The sequence below is a fragment of the Nocardia transvalensis NBRC 15921 genome, from assembly GCF_000308875.1.
Classification (GTDB): domain Bacteria; phylum Actinomycetota; class Actinomycetes; order Mycobacteriales; family Mycobacteriaceae; genus Nocardia; species Nocardia transvalensis.
On record NZ_BAGL01000006.1, the window covers coordinates 1 to 25,227 of the forward strand.

Below are 25,227 nucleotides of genomic sequence, written 5' to 3' on the forward strand. Positions count from 1 at the left end.
ACCGAGGGGAACTACCTGCTGCTCGACGACGGCGGGACGGCCGGGTGGTCGGCGGTGCGCGAGTATCTCGATGAGGGCTGGTATCTCGACGCCCCGGCCGAACTGTTGCGAAAGCGTTTGGTGCACAGGCATGTTCGCGGTGGGAAGAGCGAGGAGTTCGCGCGCGCCAAGGTGGCCCGCAGCGATCTGCTGAACGCGGAACTGGTGTCCGCGACCCGCAGACACGCGGATCTGACGCTGCGGGCGAGCGGCAGCCGCTACCTCGTGCTCTGATCAGCGACCGGCCGGTCCGAAGGGCGTGCGCCGCATCCATTCCCGGGTGCCGAGGTAGCCGCACGAGGCCGTGGCCACCGCGGCCGCGTCGCGCAGCGCCGACGAGAACGAGTGTCCGGCACAGTAGTAGTGGCAGAAGGCGCCGTGCAGGATATCGCCCGCGCCGAGGGTGTCCACGATCGTCGCGTCCCGGACCGCGATCTCGCCGCGACCGTCCGGGTCCGCGTAGCGCACGGGACCGCCGCCCTCGGTGATCGCCACCCGCGGCACGCCGCGTGCCCGCAGGTCGTCGACTACCTCGCCGGGCGTGCCGCCGGTATGCGGCGGGGCGAAGGCCGACGAGCAGATCGCGATATCGACCATCGGCAGGAGTTCGGCGTGGACCGGCCGCCAGCGTCCGGCGTCGAGGACCACGGTGACGCCGGATTTCCGAGCGGCCGAGGCGAATCCGAGCGCGAGTTCGGGATAGTGGCCGTCGAGCAGGACGACGGTGGCGTCGTTGAGCGGCCCGGTGTGCTCCCGGTCGAACGGCGCCGAGATCTCCGACCCGTCCAGCGACACGATGGTGCGGCTCCCCGCCTCGGTCGCCACCACGATGGAGGACACCGGCGGCCGGTGCGTGCCGCCGGGCGTCACATCCAGCGGCGCGACCCCGTACTCGTCGAGGTCGCGCCGGATCACCTGGGCCAGTTGATGATCGCCGAGCGCGGTGATCAGCGCCGGGGTGCGGCCCGACAGGTGCGCGTAGGTCACCGCCGCGTTCGCCGCCGGGCCGCCCGCACCGAGGAACTGGTCGTCGGCCTGGGTCTTGCTGTCCTCGGCCGGATACCGCCGCACCGCGTACGCGATATCGAGCGTGGCGAGCCCGACGAATACCGCAGTTGCCATGCGGGCGACCCTAGCGAAGAGCTGCCGGGTGCTGGTGTGCTCGGGCTGCCGGGTCCTGGTGTGCGCGGGCTGTCGGGTGTTGGTGCACGGGTTGCCGGGTGTTGGTGCACGGGTTGCCGGGTGTTGGTGTGCGGGCTGTCGGGTGCTGGTGCGCGGGCTGCCGCGCGCGTTACTCGGTGCCGGTGCGCACGCGCTTCTCGTAGGCCTTGCGCGCGCCCTCGTCCACCTCGTCGAGGAAGGCGTGCTGCGAGCCCAGCGCGCGGCCGATGGCATCGCCCACCGACTGCGGCAGCAGGCCGACGATCTGGGCGATCACGCCCGCCACCGCGGTGACCCGCACCTTCGACCGCGGCTGCGCCACCAGTTTCACGATGGCGTCGGCGATCTCCTCCGGCTCGGCGGGGCGCAGCAGTTTCGGCGTCGTCACGCCCGACCCGAGTTCGGTCTTCGTCAGGGTCGGCAGCACCGAGGAGATCGACACTCCGCTGCCGCGGTACTCCTCGCGCAGCGTGTCGGTGAAGCCCAGCACCGCGTGCTTACTGGCGTTGTAGGTGGCCAGGCCGGGGATGTGGGATTCACCCGCGAGCGAGGCGATATTGACGACGTGTCCGCTGCGCCGGGGCAGCATGCGGGCCAGCGCCAGTTTCGAGCCCAGGACCACGCCGTACACATTGATGTCGAGAATGCGCCGGGTGAGCGCGTCCGGCTCGTCGACCAGCTTGCCGGTCGGCATGATCCCGGCATTGTTGATCAGCACATCGATCGGGCCCAGCTGGCGTTCCACCTCGTCCAGGAAATCGGAGAACGACTGTTTGTCGGTGACGTCGAGGGGGCCGTAGTGGTCGAAATCCTGTGTGGTGCCGGACTCTTTCACCGCCGTCTCGTCGATATCGCCGATCGCGATCTTCGCGCCGAGCGTCTGGAGCGCGGTCGCCGTGGCGAGGCCGATGCCGCGGGCGCCGCCGGTGATGACGACCACCTTGCCGCGGATATTTCCGAATTCCGTCACTGGCCTTTACCTCCCACGGTGTTGATCACGTCCATGATTCCCAGGCGCCGCATACCGCGGGCGCCGGCCGCGCGCATGGCGCTCAACGCGAATCCGAGTTTCGTCGTGCTGTACGGGAACCAGAACAGTTCCTTCTGCTGGGTCGGCAGAATCGGCGTGGTGACCGCCTGGGCGCGGCAGTACTTGCGCACCCCGTCCGCGCCGCCCCAGCGGTATCCGATGCCGGACTGCCGCCAGCCGCCCATCGGCAGGGCGAAATTGAACAGATTGGAGAAGACGTCGTTGATATTCACCGCGCCCGCGTTCAATTCGCGCGCGATGCGTTCGCCGCGTGCCTTGTCGCCGGTCCACACCGACGCCGACAGGCCGTAGATCGAATCGTTGGCCAGCGCGATCGCCTCGACCTCGTCGGCCACCTTCATCACCGGCAGCGTCGGGCCGAAGGTCTCCTCGGTCATGCACGCCATGCTGTGGTCGACGTCGACCAGCACCGTCGGCTCGTAGAAGGTGCCGGTGCCGGTGGGCTTGCCGCCGGTCAGGGCCTTGGCGCCGGCGGCGAGGGCCTCGTCCACGTGGCGAGCGACGATATCGCGCTGGGCCTCGTTGGCCAGCGCGCCGATGTCGTATCGGGATTCGCGGCCGTCGGCGCCCTGGCGGAGATCGCGGACGTGCGCGGTGAGTTTGGCGACGAATTCGTCGTAGACCGGCTCCTCGACATAGACCCGCTCCACCGAGATGCAGACCTGGCCGGAATTGAACAGCCCGCCGAAGGCGATGCCGTAGGCGGCGCGGTCGATATCGGCGTCGGCCAGCACGATGGCCGGATCCTTGCCGCCGAGTTCCAGGCTGTAGGGGATGAGCCGCTCCACGCACGCCCGCGCGATCGCCCGGCCGGTCCGGGTCGAGCCCGTGAACTGCACGTAGTCGACCGAATCGACCACGGCCGCACCGGTTTCCCCGGCCCCGGTGGCCACCGCGAGCACCGGCGGCGCGCCGATCTCCGCCCAGCCGCGGGCCAGTTCCAGCGCCGAGAGCGGCGTCACCTCGGACGGTTTGAGCAGGACCGCGGCGCCCGCGGCCAGCGCGGGGATCACGTCCAGGGCCGGCATGGCCAGCGGGAAGTTCCACGGCGTGATCACCCCGACGACCGGATAGGGCCGGTAGGTCGTGGTCAGCCGCTTGACCCGGGCCAGCGGGCTGTGCGGCGACGGATGCTCGTCGGCGAGGAATTTCCCGGCCCGGCGCGCGTAGTAGCCGATCAGATCCACCGCGAAGCTGGGGTCGATGAGCGAATCCACCCGCGGCTTACCGGTTTCCGACTGGAGGACGTCGGCGAGGTGATCGGTGTTGTCGATCAGCCAGTCCTGCAACTTCAGCAGCCAGCGCTTGCGGCCCTCCGCGCCGACGGCCTCCCATTCGGTCTGGTAGAGCCGCAATTCGGCGACCTTCGAGGCGACCGTCTCGGCCGAATCCACCGGGACGCGCCCGACCACCTCGCCGGTGGCGGGATTGCGGACCTCGAGTTCGGTGGCGGGGGGATTCGCCGGAGCCTGCTCGGTCGTGGGCGCGGGTGCCTTTTCCGCCGCGGCCTTTTCGGCTGTGGCGTCGGCGGTGGGTTTCCGGGCTGTCGTTTTCGCGGGAGCCTTCTCGGCCGTCGCTTTGGCGGGAGCCTTCTTGGCCGGTGTCTTGGCGGGAGCTTTCTTGGCCGGTGTCTTGGCGGGAGCTTTCTTGGCGGGCGTCTTGGCGGCAGGGGTCTTCTTGGCCGCTGCCTTCCTGGCGGGGGTCTTCTTCGCCGCCGTCTTCTTCGCGACCGCCTTCTTCGCCGCGCCGGTTTCGGCGGGCTTGCCGTTCGCGGCGGCGGAGCCGGTCTCGCCGGATCTCTCCGCTTCGGGGACCGGGTCGGTATCTGTCACGATCTTGCTCTCCCAGCGCGCTTCGTTGCGACTTGTGAATCAACTCACTGAACTATGATCGTGACACAATCGGTGGTACGGGTTCTTGGCTTACATGGTCAATTGCCGGGGGTAACTTTGTATCCGGAGTACAAGTTCGGAGGTTCGTCGTGACCGCTGTCCCGGCCGATGTGACCGTGCGGCAGTGGATCGCCGACTTCGTCGCCGAGACGTTGCGCACCGAGACCCTGGAACAGATCGTCGACCGGCTCGATCTGGCGATCGTGCGGCGCGTTCCGGAACTGGCCGATCGCGATATGCGCCGCGATCTGGAGGCCAGCACGCGGGCACACGCCCTGGCGGTGCTGAGCAGCCTCACCCAGGACACGCTGGACTATCCCGTGCCGCCCGAGGCGCATGCCTTCGCCCGCACCATCGCGCGGCGCGGCCACGACCTGCGCCTGCTGCTGCGGGTCTACCACGTGGGCCAGGAGGCGGTGCTCGAGTACATGACCGAAGTGCTCCAGGACCGGCAGTTCCCGCCGGATACCGAGCGCGCGACCCTGCTGCGCCTGTTCGATCGCTCCACGCGCTGGATCAGCACCTCGGTGGAGGCGCTCACCGGGACCTATATGGAGGAGCGCGAGCGCGGGCTGCGCGCGGCGCTCAACCAGCGCACCGAGATCGTGCGCGCCCTGCTCGCGGGCGAGGACCTCGACGCCGACCAGGCCACCACCAGGCTCGGATATCGCCTGTCGCAGCGGCACGTCGCCTGTGTGCTGTGGACCGACGAGAACCCCGCCGGGGTGCTCGCGGTGCCGGAGGGCGATCCGGTCCCGTACGCGCCCGGCGAGAGCGAGGCGCTGGGCCTGCTGGAGCGGGTGGCCGCCCGGCTGGCGGGCGCGGTCGGGAACGGCGGCGTGCTGACCGTGCCGTCCGGTGCGGCCGCTCTGTGGGCCTGGATCGGCGTCGACGGTGACGCGAGCCTGGACCGGCTGCCCGCGAGCGTCGAGGCGCCGGTGCGGATCGCGGTCGGCGCGCCCGCCGACCGCATCGCCGGTTTCCGCCGGAGCCACCGGGAGGCCGTCGCGGCCCGGCATGTCGCCGAGCGCGCGACCCGCGCCGTCCCGCGGCTGCTGAGCTATCCGGAGGTGGAGGTGGCCTATCTGGCCGGTGCGGACGAGGCGGCCATGCGGGCGCTGATCGAGCGCGAACTCGGCGCGCTGGCGCGCCGGGACGCCAATGCCGCCCGCCTGCGGGAGACCCTGCACGCCTACCTGCGGTGCCACCGCAGTCCGGACGCGGCCGCGAAAAAGCTTGGGGTGCACAAGAATACGGTGCGCTACCGAATCCAGCGCGTCGAGGAGGCGCTCGGTCACCCGGTCGAGCAGCGCAGCCTGCGGCTCGAGATCGCCCTGGACTGCGTGGCGATCTACGGGGTCTGAGCCCGAGCGGCCCTACCGCAGCGGCGAGTTGGTTACCGGCGGCAGGCCGCGCTCCGGCAACTCCGCCAGCAATGCGCTGGTCGCCTCGGCCACGGCGGCGACCGCCTTGTCGAACGCGGGTTTGGTGGTGGACGACAGGCCGGACAGCCCACCGATCTTCCGCACGTATTCCTGTGCGGCCGCGTATATTTCCTGCTCGGTCGCAGGGGGCTCGAGCCCACGCAGGACGGTGATGTTTCCACTCATGGCCAGAGATTATCGCTCGTCCAGCGGGCGTGACAGGGCCGGAATGGCCCGATGTGAAAATTGTGTGTTGCGTTCTCTGGCTATTTCGCAGGCGCGTCGTGGCGAACACGCGACACCGGAGGCAGCGCAATCTTGCGGCGTGCGACACAATCGGAGGCATGGCTGCCCGCGACGTGCCCACGCTGACCACCTTCCCGTACGAGGAGCTGGACCGGCGCGAGGAAGACCACTGGTCCGGCGCACAGGTCTCGGACGACGAGCTGCGCGCGCTGTCGCTGGGCGCGTTCTACTCGGCGCGCTGGGACGCCTTCCACGACGCGCTGCTCCTCGGTCCCGAGCGCGAGCATCCGATGGGCGACCGCCGCGAGCTGGCCATCGACACCCTGACCGGCGCCTGGGGCATCACCGACGCCACCGAGGCGATGGCGTCGATGGAACAGTTGCTCGAGGGCATGCATTCGCCGCTTTACGCGCTGGTGCACCCGCTGGTGACGGCCGGCATCAACTCGCCCGAGCGCGACCGCTTCGGTGAGCGCGCCGACCGGCACCGGGCCTTCCTGCGCCAGGTCGGGTCGTTCCGCGGCATGGACAATCCCGAGGCGCTGGTCCGCGACTACGACATCTGGTCGCAGGCGATCAAACTCGGCCTCATCGACCACCTGGTGCAGCCGTTGCCGTCCGATATCGAGGCGTGGGACCTGGCCCGGGTGGTCGCGGTGGCGCGAATGGCGTTCACGGCCGGCTACCTCGACGCCGACGTGGCCTGGGACTACGTGATGCGCGCCCTGCCCGCGGCCCAGCGCCGCTACCGCAACTGGCGCCAGTTCGGCGACGCCTTCATCACCGGCTGGACCTACTGGCAGGCTTGCGAGGACCTGGCCGAACTCAAATCCGGCGGCGTGGACCGCCGCCTGGAACTGGTGCGCCTGTGGATGCGCCCCACCAGCCCCTGGCGGCGAATGTCCCTCCAGTCCCCGGAGGAGTAGGAGTCCCGCGGGCCCACCTATTTCCCGCGGCCCACCTATTTCCCGGCGTGCTTTTGGCCGGGATCAATCAGGAAGCGACCGTAAAATCCCGCGCCCGTACCGCTGGAACTGGGCGTCGTCGACCATGCCGAGCGAATGGCGCTCGACCAGCAGTTCCCATTCCGAATACAGTTGCGACACACCGGGGTCGGGCGGGGAGACGGCCCCGTCGGCGGACTCGCGCTGGATCGCGAAGGTGAGCGCCCCGACCACCCGGTCGGTATCGGCGCGGTCGACCCCGGTGAAGTGCAGGGTCATATTGCCGTCGGTCACGTCGACGCCGTATTCGCCGGTGCTGCCCGAATCGTCGGTGAGGCGCGCCGACAGCAGCGCCGCCACCGGCATCTCGTAGGTGTGCCGGGCGCCGGGCCCGGCGGACAGGAACATCAACCGGCCCGTGGTGACCGCCAGCAGCCCGCGGCCGCGCGGGGTCGGCGGCTCGGCGGTGACCATCGCGACCTCGAGCGCGAACTCCTCCGGCGCGACCAGCCGATGTAAGTCGGCTATGGCCGCCCGCGCGTCGCGCCGCGGCGCCATCCGCCGGACGGCGCGGTCCACGTCGGCCCGGGTGGGGCCGGTCTTGCCCCAGGCGGGGGCGGGGGGAGTGAGGTCGGGGACGGACATATCGATGCGCTGGGTCGCCACGATCTGGGAGTTGATCCGCTCCACGATCACGGTGGCGGCCGGCACGTCGTGCTCGGCGATCAGGACCGGCAGCGGCGTGCGGTCGGCCGGGATGCCGGTGAGCAGTGAGGTGGGGTACCGCAGGTAGATCTCGATGACGACGGCGTCGTCGGTGCGCCGGTTCAGCCGGACCTTGAGCAGGTCGGAGACAGGCACGTCGAGCACGCGCTCGCCGTCGGTCCCGCCGGGGCGAAGCACCTGCAGGCGCCCGCCGCCATGACGCAGAATCGCTGTGGGTGTCCGTAGCTCGACTATGTCCATACCCCCTGCGCTCTTGTTGTGTCGTGCCTCACAATAGGACGTGCATGCCATGATTGTTGCCACTTGGACCGACACCCACAGGTGTCCATCCGATAGGCCGGGAACCACCTGCGTTCTCCGACCGTTTACCAGTTGAACTGCATCAGCTGCCGAACTGCGCGATGTATCGAGTAGACCGTACGCGGTAACGTGGCTTGTCCGCATCCGTTCCGCCGGACCCGGCCGGGTTTCCGGAACGGTTACGGCACCGCTCGAAGCATCGTAGGCACGCACCGGATACACCGGAAAGGACTGGCCAGCCGGCCGACGCTCTATGAACCGCAAGACAGTGTTTCGCAACCTGGCCATAGTCGCGGGCATCCTGCTCGTGATCTATCTGGTCAGCTACTTCAGCAACGACACGCGCGGCTGGAAGAACGTCGATACCTCGGTGGCGCTCACCCAACTGCAGGACAAGTCCAACGTCAAGCAGGTCCAGATAGATGACAAGGAACAGCAGCTGCGCATCACCCTGAACAAGGGCAACGACGCGACCAGCGGCCAGACCCAGATCATCGCCAAATACCCCGGCGGCAGCGAGGTGTCCGCGCAGGTCCTCAAGGATGTGCAGGCCTCGGGCGCGCCCTACAACACGAGCGTCAAACAGGACAGCTGGTTCACCCAGATCCTGCTGTTCGTGTTGCCGATGGTGATCCTGCTGGGCTTGTTCGTCTTCGTCATGGCCCGTATGCAGGGCGGTGGCCGCGGCGGCATGATGGGCTTCGGCAAATCGAAGGCCAAACAGCTGTCCAAGGACATGCCCAAGACCACGTTCGCGGACGTGGCCGGCGCGGACGAGGCTGTCGAAGAGCTCTACGAGATCAAGGACTTCCTCCAGAACCCGGCCCGCTACCAGGCGCTGGGCGCGAAGATCCCCAAGGGCGTACTGCTGTACGGCCCGCCGGGTACCGGTAAGACGCTGCTGGCGCGGGCCGTGGCCGGTGAGGCCGGCGTTCCGTTCTTCACCATCTCCGGTTCGGACTTCGTCGAGATGTTCGTGGGTGTCGGCGCGTCGCGCGTGCGCGACCTGTTCGACCAGGCCAAGCAGAACAGCCCCTGCATCATCTTCGTCGACGAGATCGACGCGGTCGGCCGCCAGCGCGGCGCGGGCCTCGGCGGCGGTCACGACGAGCGCGAGCAGACGCTGAACCAGCTGCTGGTCGAGATGGACGGCTTCGGCGACCGCACCGGTGTGATCATCATCGCGGCCACCAACCGTCCCGACATCCTGGATCCGGCGCTGCTGCGTCCGGGCCGCTTCGACCGTCAGATCCCGGTCTCGAATCCCGATCTCGCCGGTCGCCGCGCGATCCTGCGGGTGCACTCGCAGGGCAAGCCGATCGCGCCCGACGCCGATCTGGACGGGCTGGCCAAGCGCACGGTCGGCATGTCCGGCGCCGATCTGGCCAACGTCATCAACGAGGCCGCCCTGCTCACCGCGCGCGAGCACGGCAACGTCATCACCGGGCCCGCGCTCGAGGAGTCGGTCGACCGCGTGATCGGCGGCCCGCGGCGCAAGAGCCGCATCATCAGCGAGCACGAGAAGAAGATCACCGCGTACCACGAGGGCGGCCACGCCCTGGCGGCCTGGGCCATGCCCGATATCGAGCCCGTCTACAAGGTGACGATCCTGGCCCGCGGCCGCACCGGCGGCCACGCCATGACCGTCCCCGAGGACGACAAGGGCCTGATGACCCGCTCGGAGATGATCGCCCGGCTGGTGATGGCGATGGGCGGCCGCGCGGCCGAGGAACTGGTGTTCCACGAGCCGACCACCGGCGCCTCCTCCGATATCGACCAGGCCACCAAGATCGCCCGCGCGATGGTGACCGAATACGGCATGAGCGCGCGGCTGGGCGCGGTGCGCTACGGCCAGGAGCAGGGCGACCCGTTCCTGGGCCGGACCATGGGCACCGCCTCGGACTACTCACACGAGGTCGCCCGCGAGATCGACGAGGAGGTGCGCAACCTCATCGAGGCCGCGCACACCGAGGCCTGGGCCATCCTCAACGACTACCGCGACGAGCTGGACTCGCTGGCCACCGCCCTGCTGGAACAGGAGACCCTGCACCGCAAGGATCTCGAGCAGGTGCTGAGCACCGTCGACAAGCGGCCGCGGATCACCGCGTTCAACGACTTCGGCGAGCGCGTCCCGTCGGATCGGCCGCCGGTCAAGACCCCGCGCGAGCTGGCCGCCGAGCGCGGCGAGCCGTGGCCGGACGAGCAGGAGGAGGCCGTGCGGGCCGCCGCCGCCCAGCCGGTTCCGGCCAACGGTTATCCGCCGGAGGGCGCCTACCCGGCGCAGCAACCCGGCTACGGCCGTCCCGCGCCGCAGCCGGGCGGCTACGCGCAGCCCGGTCCCGGCGGGCCGTCCTACCCGCGTCAGGGTGGCGGCACGCACGGTTCGCGGCCCGATTACGGCGCACCGGCCGGATGGTCCGCGCCGGGCTGGCCGCCGCAGGAGGACACCCAGTCCGGCAGGCCGCAGGGTCCCGGCGCGCCGGGTTACGGCGGGCAGCAGGGACCGACGGGCTGGGCGCCGGCGGGCGGCCAGCGCTACGGGCGTCCGGGCCGCAACCAGCCGGGCGATCAGGACGGTCCGGGGTACCCGAGGCCGAACGGCGAGGGCGACGGCAGCGAATGGGACGGACCGAACGGCCGGCACTGATCTTCGATGATTAGGCTCGATATCCGGGTGCCGGGGAATTGCCGGTATCCCGGTCGCGTTCGAGGCTGCAGGGCCGCGATCCGCACAGCCGGGCGCGACGAGTTCATGAGTTGTGGAGGTGTCCGCGAGTGTCGGTCAACAGCCGTGTCGTAACGGAGTCCGACGCGCCGTCCTCGGATTCCGAGGTCGCCCTGGAGACGGGCCGCCCGTTCGACCAGGACCGCGCCGAGGCGGCGGTCCGGGAACTGCTGCTCGCGGTCGGCGAGGACCCCGACCGTCCGGGCCTCGCCGAGACCCCCGCCCGCGTGGCGCGGGCCTACCGGGAGATGTTCGCGGGCCTGTACACCGAACCCGATTCGGTCCTGAACACGACCTTCGACGAGGGCCATCAGGAACTGGTGCTGGTGCGCGACATCCCGCTCTACTCCACCTGCGAACATCACCTGGTGTCGTTCCACGGGGTCGCCCACGTCGGGTACATCCCGGGCCCGCACGGCCGGGTCACCGGGCTGTCCAAGCTGGCGCGGCTGGTGGACCTGTACGCCAAGCGGCCGCAGGTCCAGGAGCGGCTCACCAGCCAGATCGCCGACGCGGTGATGCGGAAGCTGGACCCGCGCGGCGCGATCGTGGTGGTCGAGGCCGAGCACCTGTGCATGGCGATGCGCGGCATCCGCAAGCCCGGCGCCAGCACCACCACCTCCGCGGTCCGCGGTCTGCTGCAGACCAGCGCCTCCTCGCGCGCGGAGGCCCTCGATCTGATCCTGCGAAAGTGAGCGGGCGTGCGGTGGCCGAACTGACGCAGCTCGTCGCTCCGCGCGGGGGACGCTCCTGTGTGGTGATGGGTGTCGTCAACGTCACCAGCGACTCGTTCTCCGACGGCGGCCGCTACCTGGACCCGGGCCGCGCGATCGAGCACGGCATCCGGCTGTTCGAGGCGGGCGCCGACATCATCGACGTAGGCGGCGAATCGACCCGCCCGGGCGCGGTCCGCATCGATCCGCGCATCGAGGCCGACCGGGTGGCGCCCGTGATCCGCGGCCTGGTCGAGGCCGGGGTACCGACCAGCGTCGACACCATGCGCGCGAGCGTGGCCGAGGCGGCGATTGCGGCTGGCGTCGGCGTCGTGAACGACGTCTCCGGTGGTCGCGCCGATCCCGATATGGTGAAAGTCGTTGCGGCGGCCGAGATTCCATGGATCCTCATGCACTGGCGCGCGACGGCGGACTACCGCCACACCGGCCCGGCCGAGCACTACGACGACGTGGTCACCGAGGTGCTGGCCGAGCTGTCGATCCAGGTCGACCTCGCGATGGCCGCGGGCGTGCACCCCAGCCGTCTGGTCCTGGACCCCGGCCTGGGCTTCGCCAAGAACGCCGGGCACGACTGGGAATTGCTCGGCGCCCTGCCGGAACTGACCGCGCAGGGCCTGCCGGTCCTCGTCGGCGCCTCCCGCAAGCGCTTCCTCGGCGCGCTGCTCGCCGAGGACGAGACGCCGCGCCCGCCCGACGGCCGCGAGGTCGCGACGGCCACGGTGTCGGCGCTGGCGGCGCTGCACGGCGCCTGGGGCGTGCGCGTACACGACGTGCGATCGTCCCTGGACGCCATCGCCGTCACCGACGCCTGGCGCCGCGCCGCCGACGCGCGGAAACACCCCGGAACGACGGATGGGTCCGAGGAGTAAACCCGAGTGAGTACCGACCGCATCGAACTGCGCGGCCTCCGCGCCTACGGTCACCACGGCTGCTTCGACTTCGAACGCCGCGATGGCCAGGAATTCGTCGTGGATATCACCCTCTGGCTGGATTTCGCGACCGCCGCGGCCTCCGACGACCTCGCCGCCACGGTCGACTACGGCGCGCTGGCCGGGCGCGCGGTGGAGATCGTGCAGGGGGAGCCGCGCAACCTCATCGAGACGGTGGTCTCGGAGATCGCCGACGACGTGATGACCGATCCGCGCGTCGCCGCCGCCGAGGTGGTCGTGCACAAGCCGTCCGCCCCCATCCCGCACACCTTCGCGGATGTGCGGGTGGTCGCCACCCGGCAGCGCGGCGGGGTCGCGGCGGCCACGAAGGCGGACACATGAGTCGTGCCGTGCTGTCGATCGGCTCGAATATGGGCGATCGGCTCGCTCACCTGCGCGAGGTGGTCGACGCGTTCGCGCCGCACCTGGTCGCGGTCTCGCCCGTGTACTCGACCGCGCCCTGGGGGCCGGTGCCGCAGGAGGACTATTTGAACGCCGTTCTGCTGGTCGACGATCCGGAGGCGGGGCCGTGGGACTGGCTGCGGCGCGGCCGGGAACTGGAACGGGCCGCCGATCGGGTGCGCGAGGTCCGTTGGGGCGCACGCACACTCGACGTCGACGTGATCCGGTGCGAGGACGGGACCGGCGCCGTGCGCAGCGCCGACCCCGAGCTGATTCTGCCGCATCCGCAGGCCCGGAATCGCGCCTTCGTGCTGGCGCCCTGGCTCGCCGCGGATCCCGGCGCCGTGCTGGAGGTGGACGGCGTCCCGGAACCCGTGCGGGATCTGCTGGCCGCGCTGGCGCCCGCCGAGCGCGACGGCGTTCATCGCACCGATCTCCCGCTGCGGCAGGCCGCCTCATGAATGTCATGAAACCGACGAAACTGCTCGATCTGACCGCGAATGTGCTGGTCGCGGCGCTGGTTGCGTGGGTGGCCACGCGGTGGGCGTATTCCAGTTTCCCGCCGATCACCGTGATTGCCGGTGCGTCGCTGTATCCGGTGGCGGCACTGGAGGCCGTGCTGGCCTTCGTGATTCGGACGCGCGTCAACGACGAGCGGATCGGGGACGGGCCGCGGCAGCTGCATCCGATCACCGCCGCGCGGGCCGTGGCGCTGGCCAAGGCGTCGGCGCAGGTGGGTTCGCTCGCCGCCGGGGTCTGGCTGGGCTTTCTCATCTGGGTGTTCCCGCAGCGGTCGACGTTGCGGGCGGCGGCGTCGGATACGCCGGGCGCGATCGTCGGATTGGTGGCGGGTCTGCTGCTGGTGGCGGCGGCCCTGTGGCTGGAGTATTGCTGCCGCGCCCCCAGCGACCCGCCCGACGAACCGGCAACCTCTTAGCAATCATCGCGGCCGGAATCTCCGGCCGACCTGGCAGCCTGAGCCGAGCATTCGAGCTACCCTTGCGGGCATGGTTTCACCCTCCCGTAGCAGTACTTCCCGTCGGTGGCGGGCAGGTGCGGGAAAATTGGTCGTCGGTGTATTGATTCTTCTCGGTCTGGTTGCCAGCGTTTTCCTGATCTTCAGCAACAGCTTGCAGCTGACTCGCGTCGGTCTGGTGGTGGCCCTCTGGGCGGCCGTGATCGGCGGCTTCACCGCCACCCGCTACCGGCGCGAATCCGAGCTCGGCCAGGCCAAGGTCCGTGGTCTGCGGACGGTCTACGAACTGCAGCTGGAGCGGGAGGTCTCCGCCCGGCGCGAGTACGAACTCGAGGTCGAGTCCCGGGTCCGCGCGGAGGTCGGCGCCGAGGCATCGGAGATGGCGGCGTTGCGGGCCGAGCTGGCGGTGTTGCGCGAGAGTTTGCAGAGGCTGTTCGACGGCGACCTGCCGGTGGATCGGCCCGCGTTGCGGGCCGATGCGGTGCGTCTTCACGAATTGCCCGGCGCCTCGGCGAACGGTAACTCGGCGGAAGCCGACACCTGGGACGCGTGGAGCGTGCCCGCCGTCCCGCGCGGATCGGTGACCCCCGTCTTCGAACTCGACCATCCCGAACCGCCGGTCTTCGCCGGCCCCGACGACGATCCGGTCACGGCCGAGACCTCGGTGGTCACCCTGGACGATCCGGACGAGCCCGAACCGGAACCGGAGGCGCCCACGCTGTCCGAGTCCGGCCGATCGACCACGCGCGCACAGGAATTCGACGCCTCTCGCCCGGATTCGTGGTTCGGCCCGCCCGCCCGCGAATCCGAACCGGCTCCCGCCCCGGCCCGATCGGCGGAGGTGGATTCCGGCCGAGAGCATGCCGGAAAAACGATCACCCCCGAATACGACGGCCCCGACGTCCGCCCGCCGTGGGCCCCGCCGACCCCCACCCCCATCGTCGTAGGCACCGCCGGCACCCGCCGTCGCCGCCGCGCCGACCCGGGCGACGGCACCTGCACGGGCCAACTCTCGGTCGCCGAAATCCTCGCCAACCTCGCCTCGGAACAGAACCGCTCCAACTGACCCGCCGACACCGCCCATTCGTCCGCCGATTTCCGGCACGCTTGCGGCCGGAACCACCAACCGGCGAAGAGATCCCGGCCACAAGCGTGCCGGGAAATACGTGCCGGGAAATATGGGAGTGGCTGTGCCGGGGACAGGGGATTGCCCCCTCGTGGGCAACATCACCGGGCTTGGCTCTGTCGGCGGCCGCGGGCTGGGCATATCCTCGGATCGATAACGTCCGGTACCCGCTCGGCGGGACTGGAACGACTTCGAGAGGACAATGGTGACCTCTGAATCTGCGCGGCCCGATGAGGGTCGCGGTGTCTCAGGGAGTGATCCGGCGCCCGCACGGCTGACGGTGGGAATCGTCTCGGCGGGACGCGTGGGCTCGGCCGTCGGCGCGGCCTTGGAACGTGCCGGCCACGTCGTCTTCGGCGTGTCCGCGATTTCCGACGCGTCCCTGCGGCGGGCCCGCACCCGGCTGCCGGATTCCCGGATCCTGCCGCCCGAGCGGCTCGCCGCGAGCAGCGAACTGCTCGTCCTGGCTGTCCCCGACAGCGAACTGGCCGGCCTGGTGGCCGGTCTCGCGGCGGCGGGCGTGGTGCGGCCCGGCACGATCGTCGCGCACACCTCCGGCGCCAACGGCATCGCGGTGCTCGCGCCGCTGACCGAACTCGGCGCCCTGCCCCTGGCGATCCATCCGGCCATGACGTTCACCGGCCACGACGAAGACATCGCCCGCCTGGGCAATGCCTGTTTCGGCATCACGGCCGGCGACGAGGTCGGCTACGCCATCGCGCAGTCGCTGGTGATCGAGATGGGCGGGGAACCGGTACGGGTGCCCGAGGAGAACCGCACGCTGTATCACGCGGCCCTCGCGCACGGCAGCAATCACCTGGTCACGGTGATCGTCGACGCCGTAGCGGCGCTGCGGGACGCCCTGAACGGACCCGGCCTGCTCGGCCAGCAACCCGTCGACGACCAGCCGAACGGACTGGCCGAACGCATCCTCGCGCCCCTGGCCTCGGCCGCCCTCGACAACGCCCTGCGGCGCGGGCAGTCCGCGCTGACCGGCCCGGTGGCTCGCGGCGACACCGCGGCGGTGGCCGCCCATCTCGACGCGCTCGGCAAGCTCGACCCGCGCCTGGCCGCCGGCTACCGAGCCCTGTCCCTGCGCACGGCCGAACTCGCCGGTGCCGATTCCGGCCTGACGGATCTGCTGGAGGGGCGTTCCGAGGGCCCCGACCAGACGGAAAGAGGACCCCGATGACCGATCAGAGAGCGCGGCAGCAGGCCCTGCGTACCGCCTACAAACCCGGCGAACTGACCGTCGTCCACGACCCGGCGACGCTCACCTCCGTCTCGACCGCGCTGCGCTCGGTGGGCCGCACCGTCGCGCTGGTACCCACCATGGGCGCGCTGCACGAGGGGCACCTCCGGCTCGTGCGGCAGGCCAAGCGGACCAATCAGATCGTGATCGTCTCGATCTTCGTGAACCCGCTGCAGTTCGGCGCGGGCGAGGATCTGGACCGGTATCCGCGCACCCTCGACGCCGACGTGGAACTGCTCCGCGGCGAGGGCGTCGAACTGGTCTTCGCGCCCAGCCCCGCGGAGATGTACCCGGACGGCCCCCGCACCTCGGTGCACCCCGGCCCGCTGGGCGCGGAACTCGAGGGCGCGTCCCGCCCGACCCATTTCGCGGGCGTGCTGACCGTGGTCGCGAAGCTGCTCCAGATCGCACACCCGCACGAGGCGTTCTTCGGCGAAAAGGATTATCAGCAGCTGACCTTGATCCGGCAGATGGTCCGGGACCTCAACTTCGACGTGCGGATCGTCCCGGTGGCGACCGTCCGCGAGACCGACGGCCTGGCCCTGTCCTCCCGCAACCGATACCTGGATCCGGATCAGCGCGACCTCGCCACCACCCTGTCCGCGGCGCTGGTCGCGGGCCGGCACGCCGGTGGCCTGGGCCCCGACGCGGTGCTGGCGGCGGCGCGGTCCGTCCTGGACGGCGTGCCCGGCCTCGACCTCGACTACCTCGAGCTGCGCCGCGCCGACCTCGGGCCCGTCACAGAGCCCGACGCCGACTGGAGCGGCAATGCTCGTCTGCTGATCGCCGCCCGGCTCGGCAGCACGCGGCTCATCGACAACATGGCCGTCACCCTCGGCGCCCCGGGGGCGCCCGGCCCCGCCACGATCTCGAACGACCAACCCGCACAGGCGAACTCGTAGGAAAGGCCGACGACGATGTTGCGCACCATGATGAAATCCAAGATCCACCGCGCCACGGTGACCCACGCCGACCTGCACTACGTCGGCTCCGTGACCGTCGACCCCGACCTGATGGACGCCGCCGATCTGCTCGAGGGCGAACAGGTCTGCATCGTCGACATCGACAACGGCGCCCGCCTCGAGACCTACGTGATCGCGGGTCAGCGCGGCTCGGGCGTCATCGGAATCAACGGCGCCGCAGCGCATCTCGTCAATCCGGGCGATCTGGTGATCCTGATCGCCTACGGCATGATGGACGAGGCGGAACTGCGCGAGTACGCGCCGCGGGTGGTGTTCGTCGACGAGCACAACCGGCAGGTCGACCTCGGCTCGGATCCGGCCCACGCGCCCGCGGGGTCGGGCCTGACCTCGCCTCGTTCGCTCACCCCGGCGTAAAGGGAGGTCGGCGGATGCTGCTGACTATCGACGTCCGCAACACCAGTATCGAGATCGGCCTGTTCTCCGGCAGTGGGGAGCACGCGAGCCTCGTCCAGACCTGGCGCATCCACACCAATCCACTGCTCACCGCCGACGAGTTCGCCATGCAGGTGCGCGGTCTGATCGGGGACCACGCCGAGCAGGTGGTCGGGGTCTCGGCGCTGTCGACGGTGCCGCCGGTGCTGCGCGAACTGCGCGACATGCTCGGCCAGTACTGGAGCCACGTCCCGCACGTGCTGGTGGAACCCGGTGTGCGCACGGGCATTCCGCTGCTGGTGGACAACCCGAAGGAGGTGGGCGCCGACCGCATCGTGAACTGCCTGGCGGCCTACCACCGCTTCGCCGCACCGGCCATCGTGGTCGATTTCGGCACCGCCATCTGCGTGGACGTGGTGTCGGCCAAGGGCGAGTTCCTCGGCGGCGTCATCGCGCCGGGCGTCGAGATCGCCACCGAGGCGATCGTGGAACGCACCGCGCTGCGCCGGGCCGAACTCGCCCGGCCGCGCTCGGTGGTGGGCAAGAACAGCATGGAGTGCATCCAGGCCGGCGCGGTCTTCGGCTTCGCGGGCCTGGTCGACGGGCTGATCGACCGCATCCGCGACGAATTCGACACCTTCTCCGGCGACGATGTCGTGGTGGTGGCGACCGGGCGGACCGCGCCGCTGATCGTGCCCGAATCCGAGACGATCGAGCGGCACGAACCGCATCTGACCCTGGACGGGCTGCGTGTGGTGTTCGAGCGCAACCTGCAACGCCGCCGGTCCTGAAAGTGTCGGATGGACCACAGCGATATTGCGCATCGATCGACCGCTGCTAGACTTCTGCCCGTGTCCTACCGCGTGACCACCCAGGAGTGTTGTCGAGGCTGATTCGCCTCGGCTGATGTCGGGGCTCTACGTCCCCCGGCCATCCACACTTCTCCTGGAGTCTCGCTCATGCGGTCTTCTGCCATCGCAGTGTCGTCACCCGCACGTACCCATGCCGCCCGGCTGCCCGCCGAGATCACCGAGCGCCCCGTCGCCTCGGCGCTGCCCACCCGGCTGCGCCCGGCCGACCTGCTGCGCCTGACCGACGAGGGCGCCGAGGACGTGCTCGCCGGCCGCTACGACCACCTGCTCCCGGACGGCGGCGCCTGGCCCGCCGACAACCGCTGGGCCGTGCGGTTGCTCGCCGACGAGGAGGTCGACGTCTGGCTGATCAGCTGGGTGCCCGACCGCTCCACCGAACTGCACGACCACGCCGGATCGCTCGGCGCGCTCACCGTTCTCAGCGGCGCTCTCTCGGAATTCCGTTGGAACGGAAAAGAATTACGGCAGCGGACGCTGTCGGCCGGAGACCAGGCCTCGTTCCCGCTGGGCTGGGTCCACGACGTCGTCCGCGCACCCGATCAGTTCGCCGGCGCCGCCGACCCGTCGAATCCGACGCTGTCGGTCCACGCCTATTCCCCACCGCTCACCGCCATGTCCTATTACGAGGTCACCGGCCACGGCACGTTGCGCCGCTCCCGGACCGTCCTCACCGACCAGCCCGAAGGCGATGTGAAATGACCACCCCTCTCGGAATCGATGCCATGTTGGAGAACGCGCGGTCGCAGCTGCGGCGGATCTACGCGTTCGAATTGCCGGAGGCCGTCGCCCGCGGTGCGATGCTGGTCGATATCCGGCCGCAGGCGCAGCGGGTGAAGGAGGGCACGCTGCCCGGGGCGCTGGTGATCGAGCGGAACGTCCTGGAATGGCGTCTCGATCCGACCAGTTCGGCCCGCCTGGCCCTGGCCGTCGATCACGACGTGGAATGGATCGTGCTGTGCTCGGAGGGCTATACCTCCAGCCTCGCCGCGGCCTCGCTACAGCAGCTGGGATTGCGCCGGGCGACCGATCTGGTGGGCGGATATCAGGCCGTGAAGGCGGCCGGACTGCTGTCCGTCGCCGCGGGGGCGCCGCACATCGCCCGGGAGGCGGTCGCCCTGGCCTCGCTCTGATCACGGTCGAATTTCGGCGAATTGCGGCGCGGCACAGGAGATTTCGATCGAATGACCGTTTCGCCGTAATTGGCCGGGTCCGGTCGTGCCCGGAGGCGGCCGATCGCGGCGGACCTCGAATCGATGCTGTTTCGTTACTGCGGGGTACTGCTCGGGCGGCGCGTAAAAGGATTTCCGGAGCACGATAGGGTAGTTCGCTGTGAGCACCCCGAACACTTCGACCGGTAGCACCGCGGGCCCGGTTCCTGCGGGGCAAACCCGTCCTGCCGCAGCGGAAGTCGACGTTCCCGAGCAGATGCGGATTCGCCGGGAGAAGCGCGATCGGCTGCTGGCCGAGGGCGGCGAGGTCTATCCCGTTGTGGTGCCGCGCACACACACCCTGGCGGAAATTCGCGCCGCGTATCCCGACCTGGCGCCCGATACCGCCACCGGGCTGCGGGCCGGCGTCGCGGGACGCGTCATATTCATGCGAAATACCGGCAAGCTCTGTTTTGCGACGCTGCAGGAGGGCGACGGCACCAAGCTGCAGGCGATGATCAGCCTGAACGGTGTCGGCGCCGACGCACTGGCGGCCTGGAAGTCCGATGTCGACCTCGGCGACTTCGTATTCGTGCACGGCGAGGTGATCTCCTCACGCACCGGTGAATTGAGCGTCATGGCCGATTCCTGGTCGATGACGGCCAAGTCGTTGCGCCCGCTGCCGGTGGCGCACAAGGAGATGAACGAGGAGTCCCGGGTCCGGCAGCGGTATGTCGACCTGATCGTGCGCCCGGAGGCCCGGGAAATGGCCCGGACCCGGGTGCGGGTCGTGCGCGCGGTGCGAAATGCATTGGAGCGCAGGGGTTTCCTCGAGGTCGAGACCCCGATGCTGCAAACGCTGCACGGCGGCGCCGCCGCGCGCCCGTTCGTCACCCACTCCAATGCCCTCGATATGGACCTCTACCTGCGTATTGCGCCGGAGTTGTTCCTCAAGCGCTGCGTGGTCGGCGGTATCGAGAAGGTCTTCGAGGTCAACCGCAACTTCCGTAACGAGGGCGCCGACTCCACGCATTCGCCGGAGTTCGCGATGCTGGAAACGTATGAGGCTTACGGCACCTACGACGATTCCGCGCGGATGGTGCGGGAATTGGTACAGGAGGTGGCCCAGGAGGTCTTCGGTACCCAGGTCGTGACGCTGGCCGACGGCACCGAATACGACCTGAGCGGCGAGTGGAACACCGTCGAGATGTACCCGTCGCTGTCGGATGCGCTGGGCGTCGAGGTCACGCCCGAAACGACCGTCCCGGAATTGCTGGCGCTGGCCGATCGAGTGGGGCTGGAAATTCCCCAGGGTAAGGGCTACGGCCACGGCAAACTCGTCGAGGAACTGTGGGAGCATACCAACGGCGACAAGCTGTACGCACCGACTTTCGTGCGTGACTTCCCGGTCGAGACGTCCCCGCTGACCCGGCAGCATCGCAGCAAGCCGGGAGTGACCGAGAAGTGGGATCTGTATGTCCGCGGCTTCGAGTTGGCCACGGGGTATTCGGAACTGGTGGATCCCGTGATTCAGCGTGAGCGGTTCATCGATCAGGCCAGATTGGCGGCCGAGGGTGACGACGAGGCCATGCGGCTCGACGAGGACTTCCTTGCCGCGATGGAACATGGTATGCCGCCGACAACTGGCACCGGTATGGGAATCGATCGGTTGCTGATGGCCTTGACGGGTCTGGGAATCCGGGAAACGATACTGTTCCCAATTGTGCGTCCGGCCGCTCGCTGAGCCGTCGGAATCGAATGCCGAAGTCTCGTCTTGGAAATCTCGGAATTCGAGGTATTCTCAACTCGGGCATCGGCCTACTATGCGGGTCGCACGATTTCGAGAGGACGTTCATCTCATGGCAAAGAAGGTCACCGTTAGCCTGATCGACGATGTCGACGGTGAGTCCATCGCGGACGAGACCATCGAGTTCGCGATCGACGGTGTGTCGTACGAGATCGACTTGTCCGCGGCAAATGCGGCAAAGCTGCGGGACGGGCTGGAGCAGTGGGTCACCAACGCGCGCCGGGTGAGCGGTCGGCGGCGGAGCAAGCCCGCCGGTGCGGGTGCGGGCGCGCCGAAGAGCCGGGTATCGATGGATCGCGAGCAGAGCGCGGCAATTCGGGAATGGGCGCGCCGCAAGGGACACAAGGTCTCCGCGCGCGGTCGTATCTCCGCGGACATTACCGAGGCTTACAACAAGGAAGTCGGCCGGGCGAACTAGTCGCATTCGCCGCTGCCGTCCGGAGGAATCGTGCGCCGTCCGGACGGCAGCGGTATTTTCATATCGAATCCGCATAACCGATGGACGGAGTTTGTCTTCCGAGGCGAGTGTTGTGATCTTGCTCGGCTGCGGGTGGCGCGGCACCATGGAATCGTGCGAACGACGTCGCTGGCTGAGTGGAGAGTTGAGGGATCGGCGCAGTGACCGCATTTCACGGATCGTTCCTGCGGTTCATCGATGAGACCGGCCGCCAGCAGGAGTTGGCGCTTTCTCCCGACGACCAGCGCGTCACGATCGGACGCTCGCAGCAGGCCGACCTGACCCTGTCCTGGGATGCCGAGGTGTCCCGGCTGCACGCCTCGGTGGAGTACCTGGGCGCGCACTGGACGATCGTGGACGACGGACTCTCGCGCAACGGCACCTTCGTCAACGGGGAACGACTGGTCGGCCGGCGGCGGCTGGCCCCCGGCGACCGCATCCGGGTGGGCACCTCGCTGCTGTCGTTCCACGACTTCACCGGCGTCGCCGACGACGCCACCCGGACCTCCACCGGCTCGCTGCCGACGCTGCGTTCGCTGACCGATACCCAGCGGTCCGTGCTGATCGCGCTGTGCCGTCCTTACAAGAACAACGCCGGGTTCGCGACGCCCGCCCCCAACCAGCGCATCGCCGACGAGCTGTTCCTGAGCGTGGACGCCATCAAGACCCACATGCGCACGCTGTTCTCCAAGTTCGGAGTGGAGGATCTGCCCCAGAACCAGAAGCGCGTGCGGCTGGCCATGCTGGCCATGCAGAGCGGGATCATCTCCGAACGTGACCTGTAACCCCCTGGGGACGGGCGATCCGCCTGTTCGCTGTGGGCGTACGTCCTGCCGAAACGTTCTCGGCAACGGTCGCGTTATGACTGAATGAGTCGCACTGTCGCCGGTTCGCAATAGGGTGGACGGACGACGGGCGTGATCCCCGGCCACTAGAGTGGAGTCGGGGGATGCAACCCCAGGGCTTCATGGCAGGCTGGCAATCGGTCGACCGAGGCGCCGGACAGCCGTGGAAAGCGGAGCAGGAAGTGAGGGAGCGATGTTCGAGAGGTTCACCGACCGCGCGCGGCGGGTCGTTGTCCTGGCCCAGGAAGAAGCCAGGATGCTCAACCACAACTACATCGGCACCGAGCACATCCTGCTGGGCCTGATCCACGAGGGTGAGGGTGTCGCGGCGAAGTCCCTGGAGTCCCTGGGCATTTCGCTGGAGGGTGTGCGCAGCCAGGTCGAGGAGATCATCGGGCAGGGCCAGCAGGCGCCGTCCGGTCACATCCCCTTCACCCCGCGTGCCAAGAAGGTGCTGGAGCTGAGCCTGCGCGAGGCGCTGCAGCTCGGCCACAACTACATCGGCACCGAGCACATCCTGCTCGGCCTGATCCGCGAGGGCGAGGGCGTCGCCGCGCAGGTCCTGGTCAAGCTGGGTGCCGATCTCAACCGGGTGCGTCAGCAGGTCATCCAGCTGCTGTCCGGGTACCAGGGCAAGGAGCCGGTGGAATCCGGCGCCCGCGGCGAGACGGGCACCCCGTCCACCTCGCTGGTGCTCGACCAGTTCGGCCGCAACCTGACGCAGGCCGCGCTCGAGGGCAAGCTGGACCCGGTCATCGGCCGCTCGAAGGAGATCGAGCGCGTCATGCAGGTGCTGTCGCGCCGCACCAAGAACAACCCGGTGCTGATCGGCGAGCCCGGTGTCGGTAAGACCGCCGTGGTCGAGGGCCTGGCGCAGGCCATCGTCAACGGCGAGGTCCCCGAGACGCTGAAGGACAAGCAGCTCTACACCCTCGACCTGGGATCCCTGGTCGCGGGCAGCCGCTACCGCGGTGATTTCGAGGAGCGCCTGAAGAAGGTGCTCAAGGAGATCAACACCCGCGGCGACATCATCCTGTTCATCGACGAGCTGCACACGCTGGTCGGTGCGGGCGCGGCCGAGGGCGCGATCGACGCGGCCTCGATCCTGAAGCCGAAGCTGGCCCGCGGCGAGCTGCAGACCATCGGCGCCACCACCCTCGACGAGTACCGCAAGTACATCGAGAAGGACGCCGCTCTGGAGCGCCGGTTCCAGCCGGTCCAGGTGGGCGAGCCGACGGTCGAGCACACCATCAACATCCTCAAGGGCCTGCGCGACCGCTACGAGGCGCACCACCGGGTGTCGATCACCGACGGCGCTCTCGTCGCTGCCGCCACCCTGGCGGACCGCTACATCAACGACCGGTTCCTGCCGGACAAGGCGATCGACCTCATCGACGAGGCGGGCGCCCGGATGCGCATCCGCCGGATGACCGCACCGCCGGACCTGCGCGAATTCGACGACAAGATCGCCGAGGCGCGCCGGGAGAAGGAAAGCGCGATCGACGCGCAGGACTTCGAGAAGGCCGCGCGGCTGCGCGACAAGGAGAAGCAGCTCGTCGCCAAGCGGGCCGAGCGCGAGAAGCAGTGGCGCTCCGGTGATCTGGACGTCGTGGCCGAGGTCGACGACGAGCAGATCGCGGAGGTGCTGGCCAACTGGACCGGTATTCCGGTGTTCAAGCTCACCGAGGAGGAGACCACCCGTCTGCTCCGCATGGAGGACGAGCTGCACAAGCGGATCATCGGCCAGGAGGACGCGGTCAAGGCCGTGTCGAAGGCCATCCGCCGTACGCGCGCCGGTCTGAAGGATCCGAAGCGTCCCTCGGGCTCGTTCATCTTCGCCGGTCCGTCCGGTGTCGGTAAGACCGAGCTGTCCAAGGCGCTGGCGAACTTCCTGTTCGGCGACGACGACGCGCTCATCCAGATCGACATGGGCGAGTTCCACGACCGCTTCACCGCCTCGCGGCTGTTCGGCGCCCCTCCGGGCTACGTCGGCTACGAGGAGGGCGGCCAGCTCACCGAGAAGGTGCGCCGCAAGCCGTTCTCGGTCGTGCTGTTCGACGAGATCGAGAAGGCACACCAGGAGATCTACAACACCCTGTTGCAGGTCCTGGAGGACGGCCGCCTCACCGACGGTCAGGGCCGCACGGTCGACTTCAAGAACACCGTGCTGATCTTCACCTCCAACCTCGGTACCTCGGATATCTCCAAGGCCGTGGGTCTGGGCTTCACCCAGTCCAACAGCGAGGGCTCGAACTACGAGCGGATGAAGCTCAAGGTCAACGACGAGCTGAAGAAGCACTTCCGCCCCGAGTTCCTCAACCGCATCGACGACGTGATCGTCTTCCACCAGCTCACCACGGAGCAGATCGTGGAGATGGTGGACCTGATGATCGGCCGCGTCGCCACGCAGCTGCGGAACAAGGACATGGAGATCGAGCTGACCGACCAGGCCAAGAGCCTGCTCGCCAAGCGTGGCTTCGATCCGGTGCTCGGTGCGCGCCCGCTGCGTCGCACCATCCAGCGCGAGATCGAGGACCAGCTGTCGGAGAAGATCCTCTTCGGCGAGCTGGGCGCGGGTCAGATCGTCGAGGTCGACGTCGAGAACTGGGACGGCGAAGGCGCCGGCGAGGATGCCAAGTTCACCTTCGCGGGCCGCGCCAAGCCGGCCAAGCCCGCCGAGGAGGAGGAACAGCCGGTCGAGGTGCTCGCCGGCGAAGCCAAGGCCTCGGGCGAGTAATCATCCACCGGGAGTCCGCTCCCGGAAGGCGTAGCAACCGAAAGCCCCGCTCTTGCAGGTCATTTGCAGGAGCGGGGCT

Annotated in this window: 25 protein-coding genes; 20 read left to right on the forward strand and 5 right to left on the reverse strand. The window is 69.1% G+C overall.

The features are described 5' to 3' along the window. Positions 1 to 273 (forward strand): hypothetical protein (locus ON41_RS03375; protein WP_040745038.1); only part of this gene is annotated, 273 nt, incomplete at its 5' end. Here the strand turns inward: ON41_RS03375 and ON41_RS03380 are convergent. The 3 genes from ON41_RS03380 to ON41_RS03390 all read right to left on the reverse strand — a co-directional run bounded on the left by ON41_RS03380 (position 274) and on the right by ON41_RS03390 (position 4,083). Next, entirely contained in the window at positions 274 to 1,161 is an 888-nt protein-coding gene (locus tag ON41_RS03380) for a PfkB family carbohydrate kinase (protein WP_040745039.1), read from the reverse strand. It abuts the gene before it with no gap. 169 nt (positions 1,162 to 1,330) lie between these two features. Beyond that, complete coding sequence (locus tag ON41_RS03385; RefSeq protein WP_040745040.1) at positions 1,331 to 2,170, reverse strand: SDR family oxidoreductase; 840 nt, start codon at positions 2,168 to 2,170, stop codon at positions 1,331 to 1,333. Continuing rightward, a complete protein-coding gene (locus ON41_RS03390; RefSeq protein ID WP_246829441.1) occupies positions 2,167 to 4,083 on the reverse strand; it encodes an aldehyde dehydrogenase family protein in 1,917 nt (638 codons plus the stop codon). The genes ON41_RS03385 and ON41_RS03390 overlap by 4 nt, the downstream gene beginning before the upstream one ends. 149 nt (positions 4,084 to 4,232) lie before the next feature. Here ON41_RS03390 and ON41_RS03395 point away from each other — a divergent pair, with 149 nt between their 5' ends. After that, positions 4,233 to 5,507 (forward strand): PucR family transcriptional regulator, encoded by a 1,275-nt coding sequence (locus ON41_RS03395; RefSeq protein WP_040745041.1) that lies wholly within the window; start codon positions 4,233 to 4,235, stop codon positions 5,505 to 5,507. A gap of 12 nt (positions 5,508 to 5,519) precedes the next feature. Here ON41_RS03395 and ON41_RS03400 read toward each other — a convergent pair whose 3' ends face one another. After that, positions 5,520 to 5,753: a DUF2277 domain-containing protein gene (locus ON41_RS03400; protein ID WP_040745042.1), complete on the reverse strand. Its 234-nt coding sequence runs from the start codon at positions 5,751 to 5,753 to the stop codon at positions 5,520 to 5,522. Between the two features lie 158 nt (positions 5,754 to 5,911). On the opposite strand from ON41_RS03400, the gene ON41_RS03405 reads away from it, so the two are divergent. After that, positions 5,912 to 6,739: a DUF1266 domain-containing protein gene (locus ON41_RS03405; RefSeq protein WP_040745043.1), complete on the forward strand. Its 828-nt coding sequence runs from the start codon at positions 5,912 to 5,914 to the stop codon at positions 6,737 to 6,739. Between the two features lie 63 nt (positions 6,740 to 6,802). Here ON41_RS03405 and ON41_RS03410 read toward each other — a convergent pair whose 3' ends face one another. Beyond that, positions 6,803 to 7,627 (reverse strand): hypothetical protein, encoded by an 825-nt coding sequence (locus tag ON41_RS03410; protein ID WP_246829442.1) that lies wholly within the window; start codon positions 7,625 to 7,627, stop codon positions 6,803 to 6,805. A gap of 409 nt (positions 7,628 to 8,036) precedes the next feature. On the opposite strand from ON41_RS03410, the gene ftsH reads away from it, so the two are divergent. The 17 genes from ftsH to ON41_RS03495 all read left to right on the forward strand — a co-directional run bounded on the left by ftsH (position 8,037) and on the right by ON41_RS03495 (position 25,148). Then, a complete protein-coding gene (ftsH, locus tag ON41_RS03415) occupies positions 8,037 to 10,430 on the forward strand; it encodes an ATP-dependent zinc metalloprotease FtsH (RefSeq protein ID WP_040745045.1) in 2,394 nt (797 codons plus the stop codon). Between the two features lie 128 nt (positions 10,431 to 10,558). Next, entirely contained in the window at positions 10,559 to 11,203 is a 645-nt protein-coding gene (gene folE, locus ON41_RS03420; protein ID WP_051160920.1) for a GTP cyclohydrolase I FolE, read from the forward strand. A 65-nt stretch (positions 11,204 to 11,268) separates the two neighbouring features. Beyond that, on the forward strand, positions 11,269 to 12,111 hold the full coding sequence (folP, locus tag ON41_RS03425; protein ID WP_051160941.1) for a dihydropteroate synthase: 843 nt from the start codon (positions 11,269 to 11,271) through the stop codon (positions 12,109 to 12,111). A gap of 6 nt (positions 12,112 to 12,117) precedes the next feature. Next, positions 12,118 to 12,513 (forward strand): dihydroneopterin aldolase, encoded by a 396-nt coding sequence (folB, locus tag ON41_RS03430; RefSeq protein WP_040745047.1) that lies wholly within the window; start codon positions 12,118 to 12,120, stop codon positions 12,511 to 12,513. Continuing rightward, on the forward strand, positions 12,510 to 13,034 hold the full coding sequence (gene folK / locus ON41_RS03435) for a 2-amino-4-hydroxy-6-hydroxymethyldihydropteridine diphosphokinase (RefSeq protein WP_040745048.1): 525 nt from the start codon (positions 12,510 to 12,512) through the stop codon (positions 13,032 to 13,034). Before folB ends, folK begins: the two co-directional genes overlap by 4 nt. A 5-nt stretch (positions 13,035 to 13,039) precedes the next feature. Continuing rightward, positions 13,040 to 13,510 carry a DUF3180 domain-containing protein gene (locus ON41_RS03440; RefSeq protein WP_040745173.1) on the forward strand — a complete coding sequence of 157 codons (471 nt, stop codon included), beginning with the start codon at positions 13,040 to 13,042 and terminating at the stop codon, positions 13,508 to 13,510. Positions 13,511 to 13,637: 127 nt separating this feature from the next. Further along, the gene (locus ON41_RS41015; RefSeq protein ID WP_040745049.1) at positions 13,638 to 14,615 is read left to right on the forward strand and encodes a DUF6779 domain-containing protein; all 978 of its coding nucleotides are present in this window, start codon (positions 13,638 to 13,640) and stop codon (positions 14,613 to 14,615) included. A 265-nt stretch (positions 14,616 to 14,880) separates the two neighbouring features. Beyond that, positions 14,881 to 15,867 carry a Rossmann-like and DUF2520 domain-containing protein gene (locus tag ON41_RS03450; RefSeq protein WP_246829443.1) on the forward strand — a complete coding sequence of 329 codons (987 nt, stop codon included), beginning with the start codon at positions 14,881 to 14,883 and terminating at the stop codon, positions 15,865 to 15,867. Beyond that, positions 15,864 to 16,829, forward strand: a complete 966-nt coding sequence (gene panC / locus ON41_RS03455; RefSeq protein ID WP_051160922.1) for a pantoate--beta-alanine ligase — start codon at positions 15,864 to 15,866, stop codon at positions 16,827 to 16,829. Before ON41_RS03450 ends, panC begins: the two co-directional genes overlap by 4 nt. A 15-nt stretch (positions 16,830 to 16,844) precedes the next feature. Beyond that, on the forward strand, positions 16,845 to 17,264 hold the full coding sequence (gene panD / locus ON41_RS03460) for an aspartate 1-decarboxylase (RefSeq protein WP_040745050.1): 420 nt from the start codon (positions 16,845 to 16,847) through the stop codon (positions 17,262 to 17,264). 14 nt (positions 17,265 to 17,278) lie between these two features. Further along, positions 17,279 to 18,073, forward strand: coding sequence for a type III pantothenate kinase (locus ON41_RS03465; protein WP_040745051.1), 795 nt, complete (start codon positions 17,279 to 17,281; stop codon positions 18,071 to 18,073). Between the two features lie 168 nt (positions 18,074 to 18,241). Further along, the gene (locus tag ON41_RS03470) at positions 18,242 to 18,853 is read left to right on the forward strand and encodes a cysteine dioxygenase (protein ID WP_051160923.1); all 612 of its coding nucleotides are present in this window, start codon (positions 18,242 to 18,244) and stop codon (positions 18,851 to 18,853) included. Continuing rightward, complete coding sequence (locus ON41_RS03475; protein ID WP_040745053.1) at positions 18,850 to 19,284, forward strand: rhodanese-like domain-containing protein; 435 nt, start codon at positions 18,850 to 18,852, stop codon at positions 19,282 to 19,284. The genes ON41_RS03470 and ON41_RS03475 overlap by 4 nt, the downstream gene beginning before the upstream one ends. A gap of 295 nt (positions 19,285 to 19,579) precedes the next feature. After that, positions 19,580 to 21,046, forward strand: a complete 1,467-nt coding sequence (gene lysS, locus ON41_RS03480) for a lysine--tRNA ligase (RefSeq protein ID WP_040745054.1) — start codon at positions 19,580 to 19,582, stop codon at positions 21,044 to 21,046. Positions 21,047 to 21,161: 115 nt separating this feature from the next. Continuing rightward, a complete protein-coding gene (locus ON41_RS03485; RefSeq protein WP_040745055.1) occupies positions 21,162 to 21,527 on the forward strand; it encodes a histone-like nucleoid-structuring protein Lsr2 in 366 nt (121 codons plus the stop codon). A 200-nt stretch (positions 21,528 to 21,727) separates the two neighbouring features. Next, positions 21,728 to 22,351: an FHA domain-containing protein gene (locus ON41_RS03490; RefSeq protein ID WP_040745056.1), complete on the forward strand. Its 624-nt coding sequence runs from the start codon at positions 21,728 to 21,730 to the stop codon at positions 22,349 to 22,351. A 253-nt stretch (positions 22,352 to 22,604) separates the two neighbouring features. Next, positions 22,605 to 25,148, forward strand: a complete 2,544-nt coding sequence (locus tag ON41_RS03495) for an ATP-dependent Clp protease ATP-binding subunit (protein ID WP_040745057.1) — start codon at positions 22,605 to 22,607, stop codon at positions 25,146 to 25,148. Positions 25,149 to 25,227: the final 79 nt, after the last annotated feature.

Coding starts and splice junctions, on each gene's coding strand:
- ON41_RS03400 (WP_040745042.1), bottom strand. CDS start 5,753: ATGAGTGGAAACATCACCGTCCTGCGTGGGCTCGAGCCCCCTGCGACC.
- ON41_RS03380 (WP_040745039.1), bottom strand. CDS start 1,161: ATGGCAACTGCGGTATTCGTCGGGCTCGCCACGCTCGATATCGCGTAC.
- ON41_RS03485 (WP_040745055.1), top strand. CDS start 21,162: ATGGCAAAGAAGGTCACCGTTAGCCTGATCGACGATGTCGACGGTGAG.
- ON41_RS03495 (WP_040745057.1), top strand. CDS start 22,605: ATGTTCGAGAGGTTCACCGACCGCGCGCGGCGGGTCGTTGTCCTGGCC.
- ON41_RS03405 (WP_040745043.1), top strand. CDS start 5,912: ATGGCTGCCCGCGACGTGCCCACGCTGACCACCTTCCCGTACGAGGAG.
- ON41_RS03465 (WP_040745051.1), top strand. CDS start 17,279: ATGCTGCTGACTATCGACGTCCGCAACACCAGTATCGAGATCGGCCTG.
- panC (WP_051160922.1), top strand. CDS start 15,864: ATGACCGATCAGAGAGCGCGGCAGCAGGCCCTGCGTACCGCCTACAAA.
- ON41_RS03440 (WP_040745173.1), top strand. CDS start 13,040: ATGAAACCGACGAAACTGCTCGATCTGACCGCGAATGTGCTGGTCGCG.
- folP (WP_051160941.1), top strand. CDS start 11,269: ATGGGTGTCGTCAACGTCACCAGCGACTCGTTCTCCGACGGCGGCCGC.
- folK (WP_040745048.1), top strand. CDS start 12,510: ATGAGTCGTGCCGTGCTGTCGATCGGCTCGAATATGGGCGATCGGCTC.
- ftsH (WP_040745045.1), top strand. CDS start 8,037: ATGAACCGCAAGACAGTGTTTCGCAACCTGGCCATAGTCGCGGGCATC.
- lysS (WP_040745054.1), top strand. CDS start 19,580: ATGCGGATTCGCCGGGAGAAGCGCGATCGGCTGCTGGCCGAGGGCGGC.
- ON41_RS03475 (WP_040745053.1), top strand. CDS start 18,850: ATGACCACCCCTCTCGGAATCGATGCCATGTTGGAGAACGCGCGGTCG.
- ON41_RS03470 (WP_051160923.1), top strand. CDS start 18,242: ATGCGGTCTTCTGCCATCGCAGTGTCGTCACCCGCACGTACCCATGCC.
- panD (WP_040745050.1), top strand. CDS start 16,845: ATGTTGCGCACCATGATGAAATCCAAGATCCACCGCGCCACGGTGACC.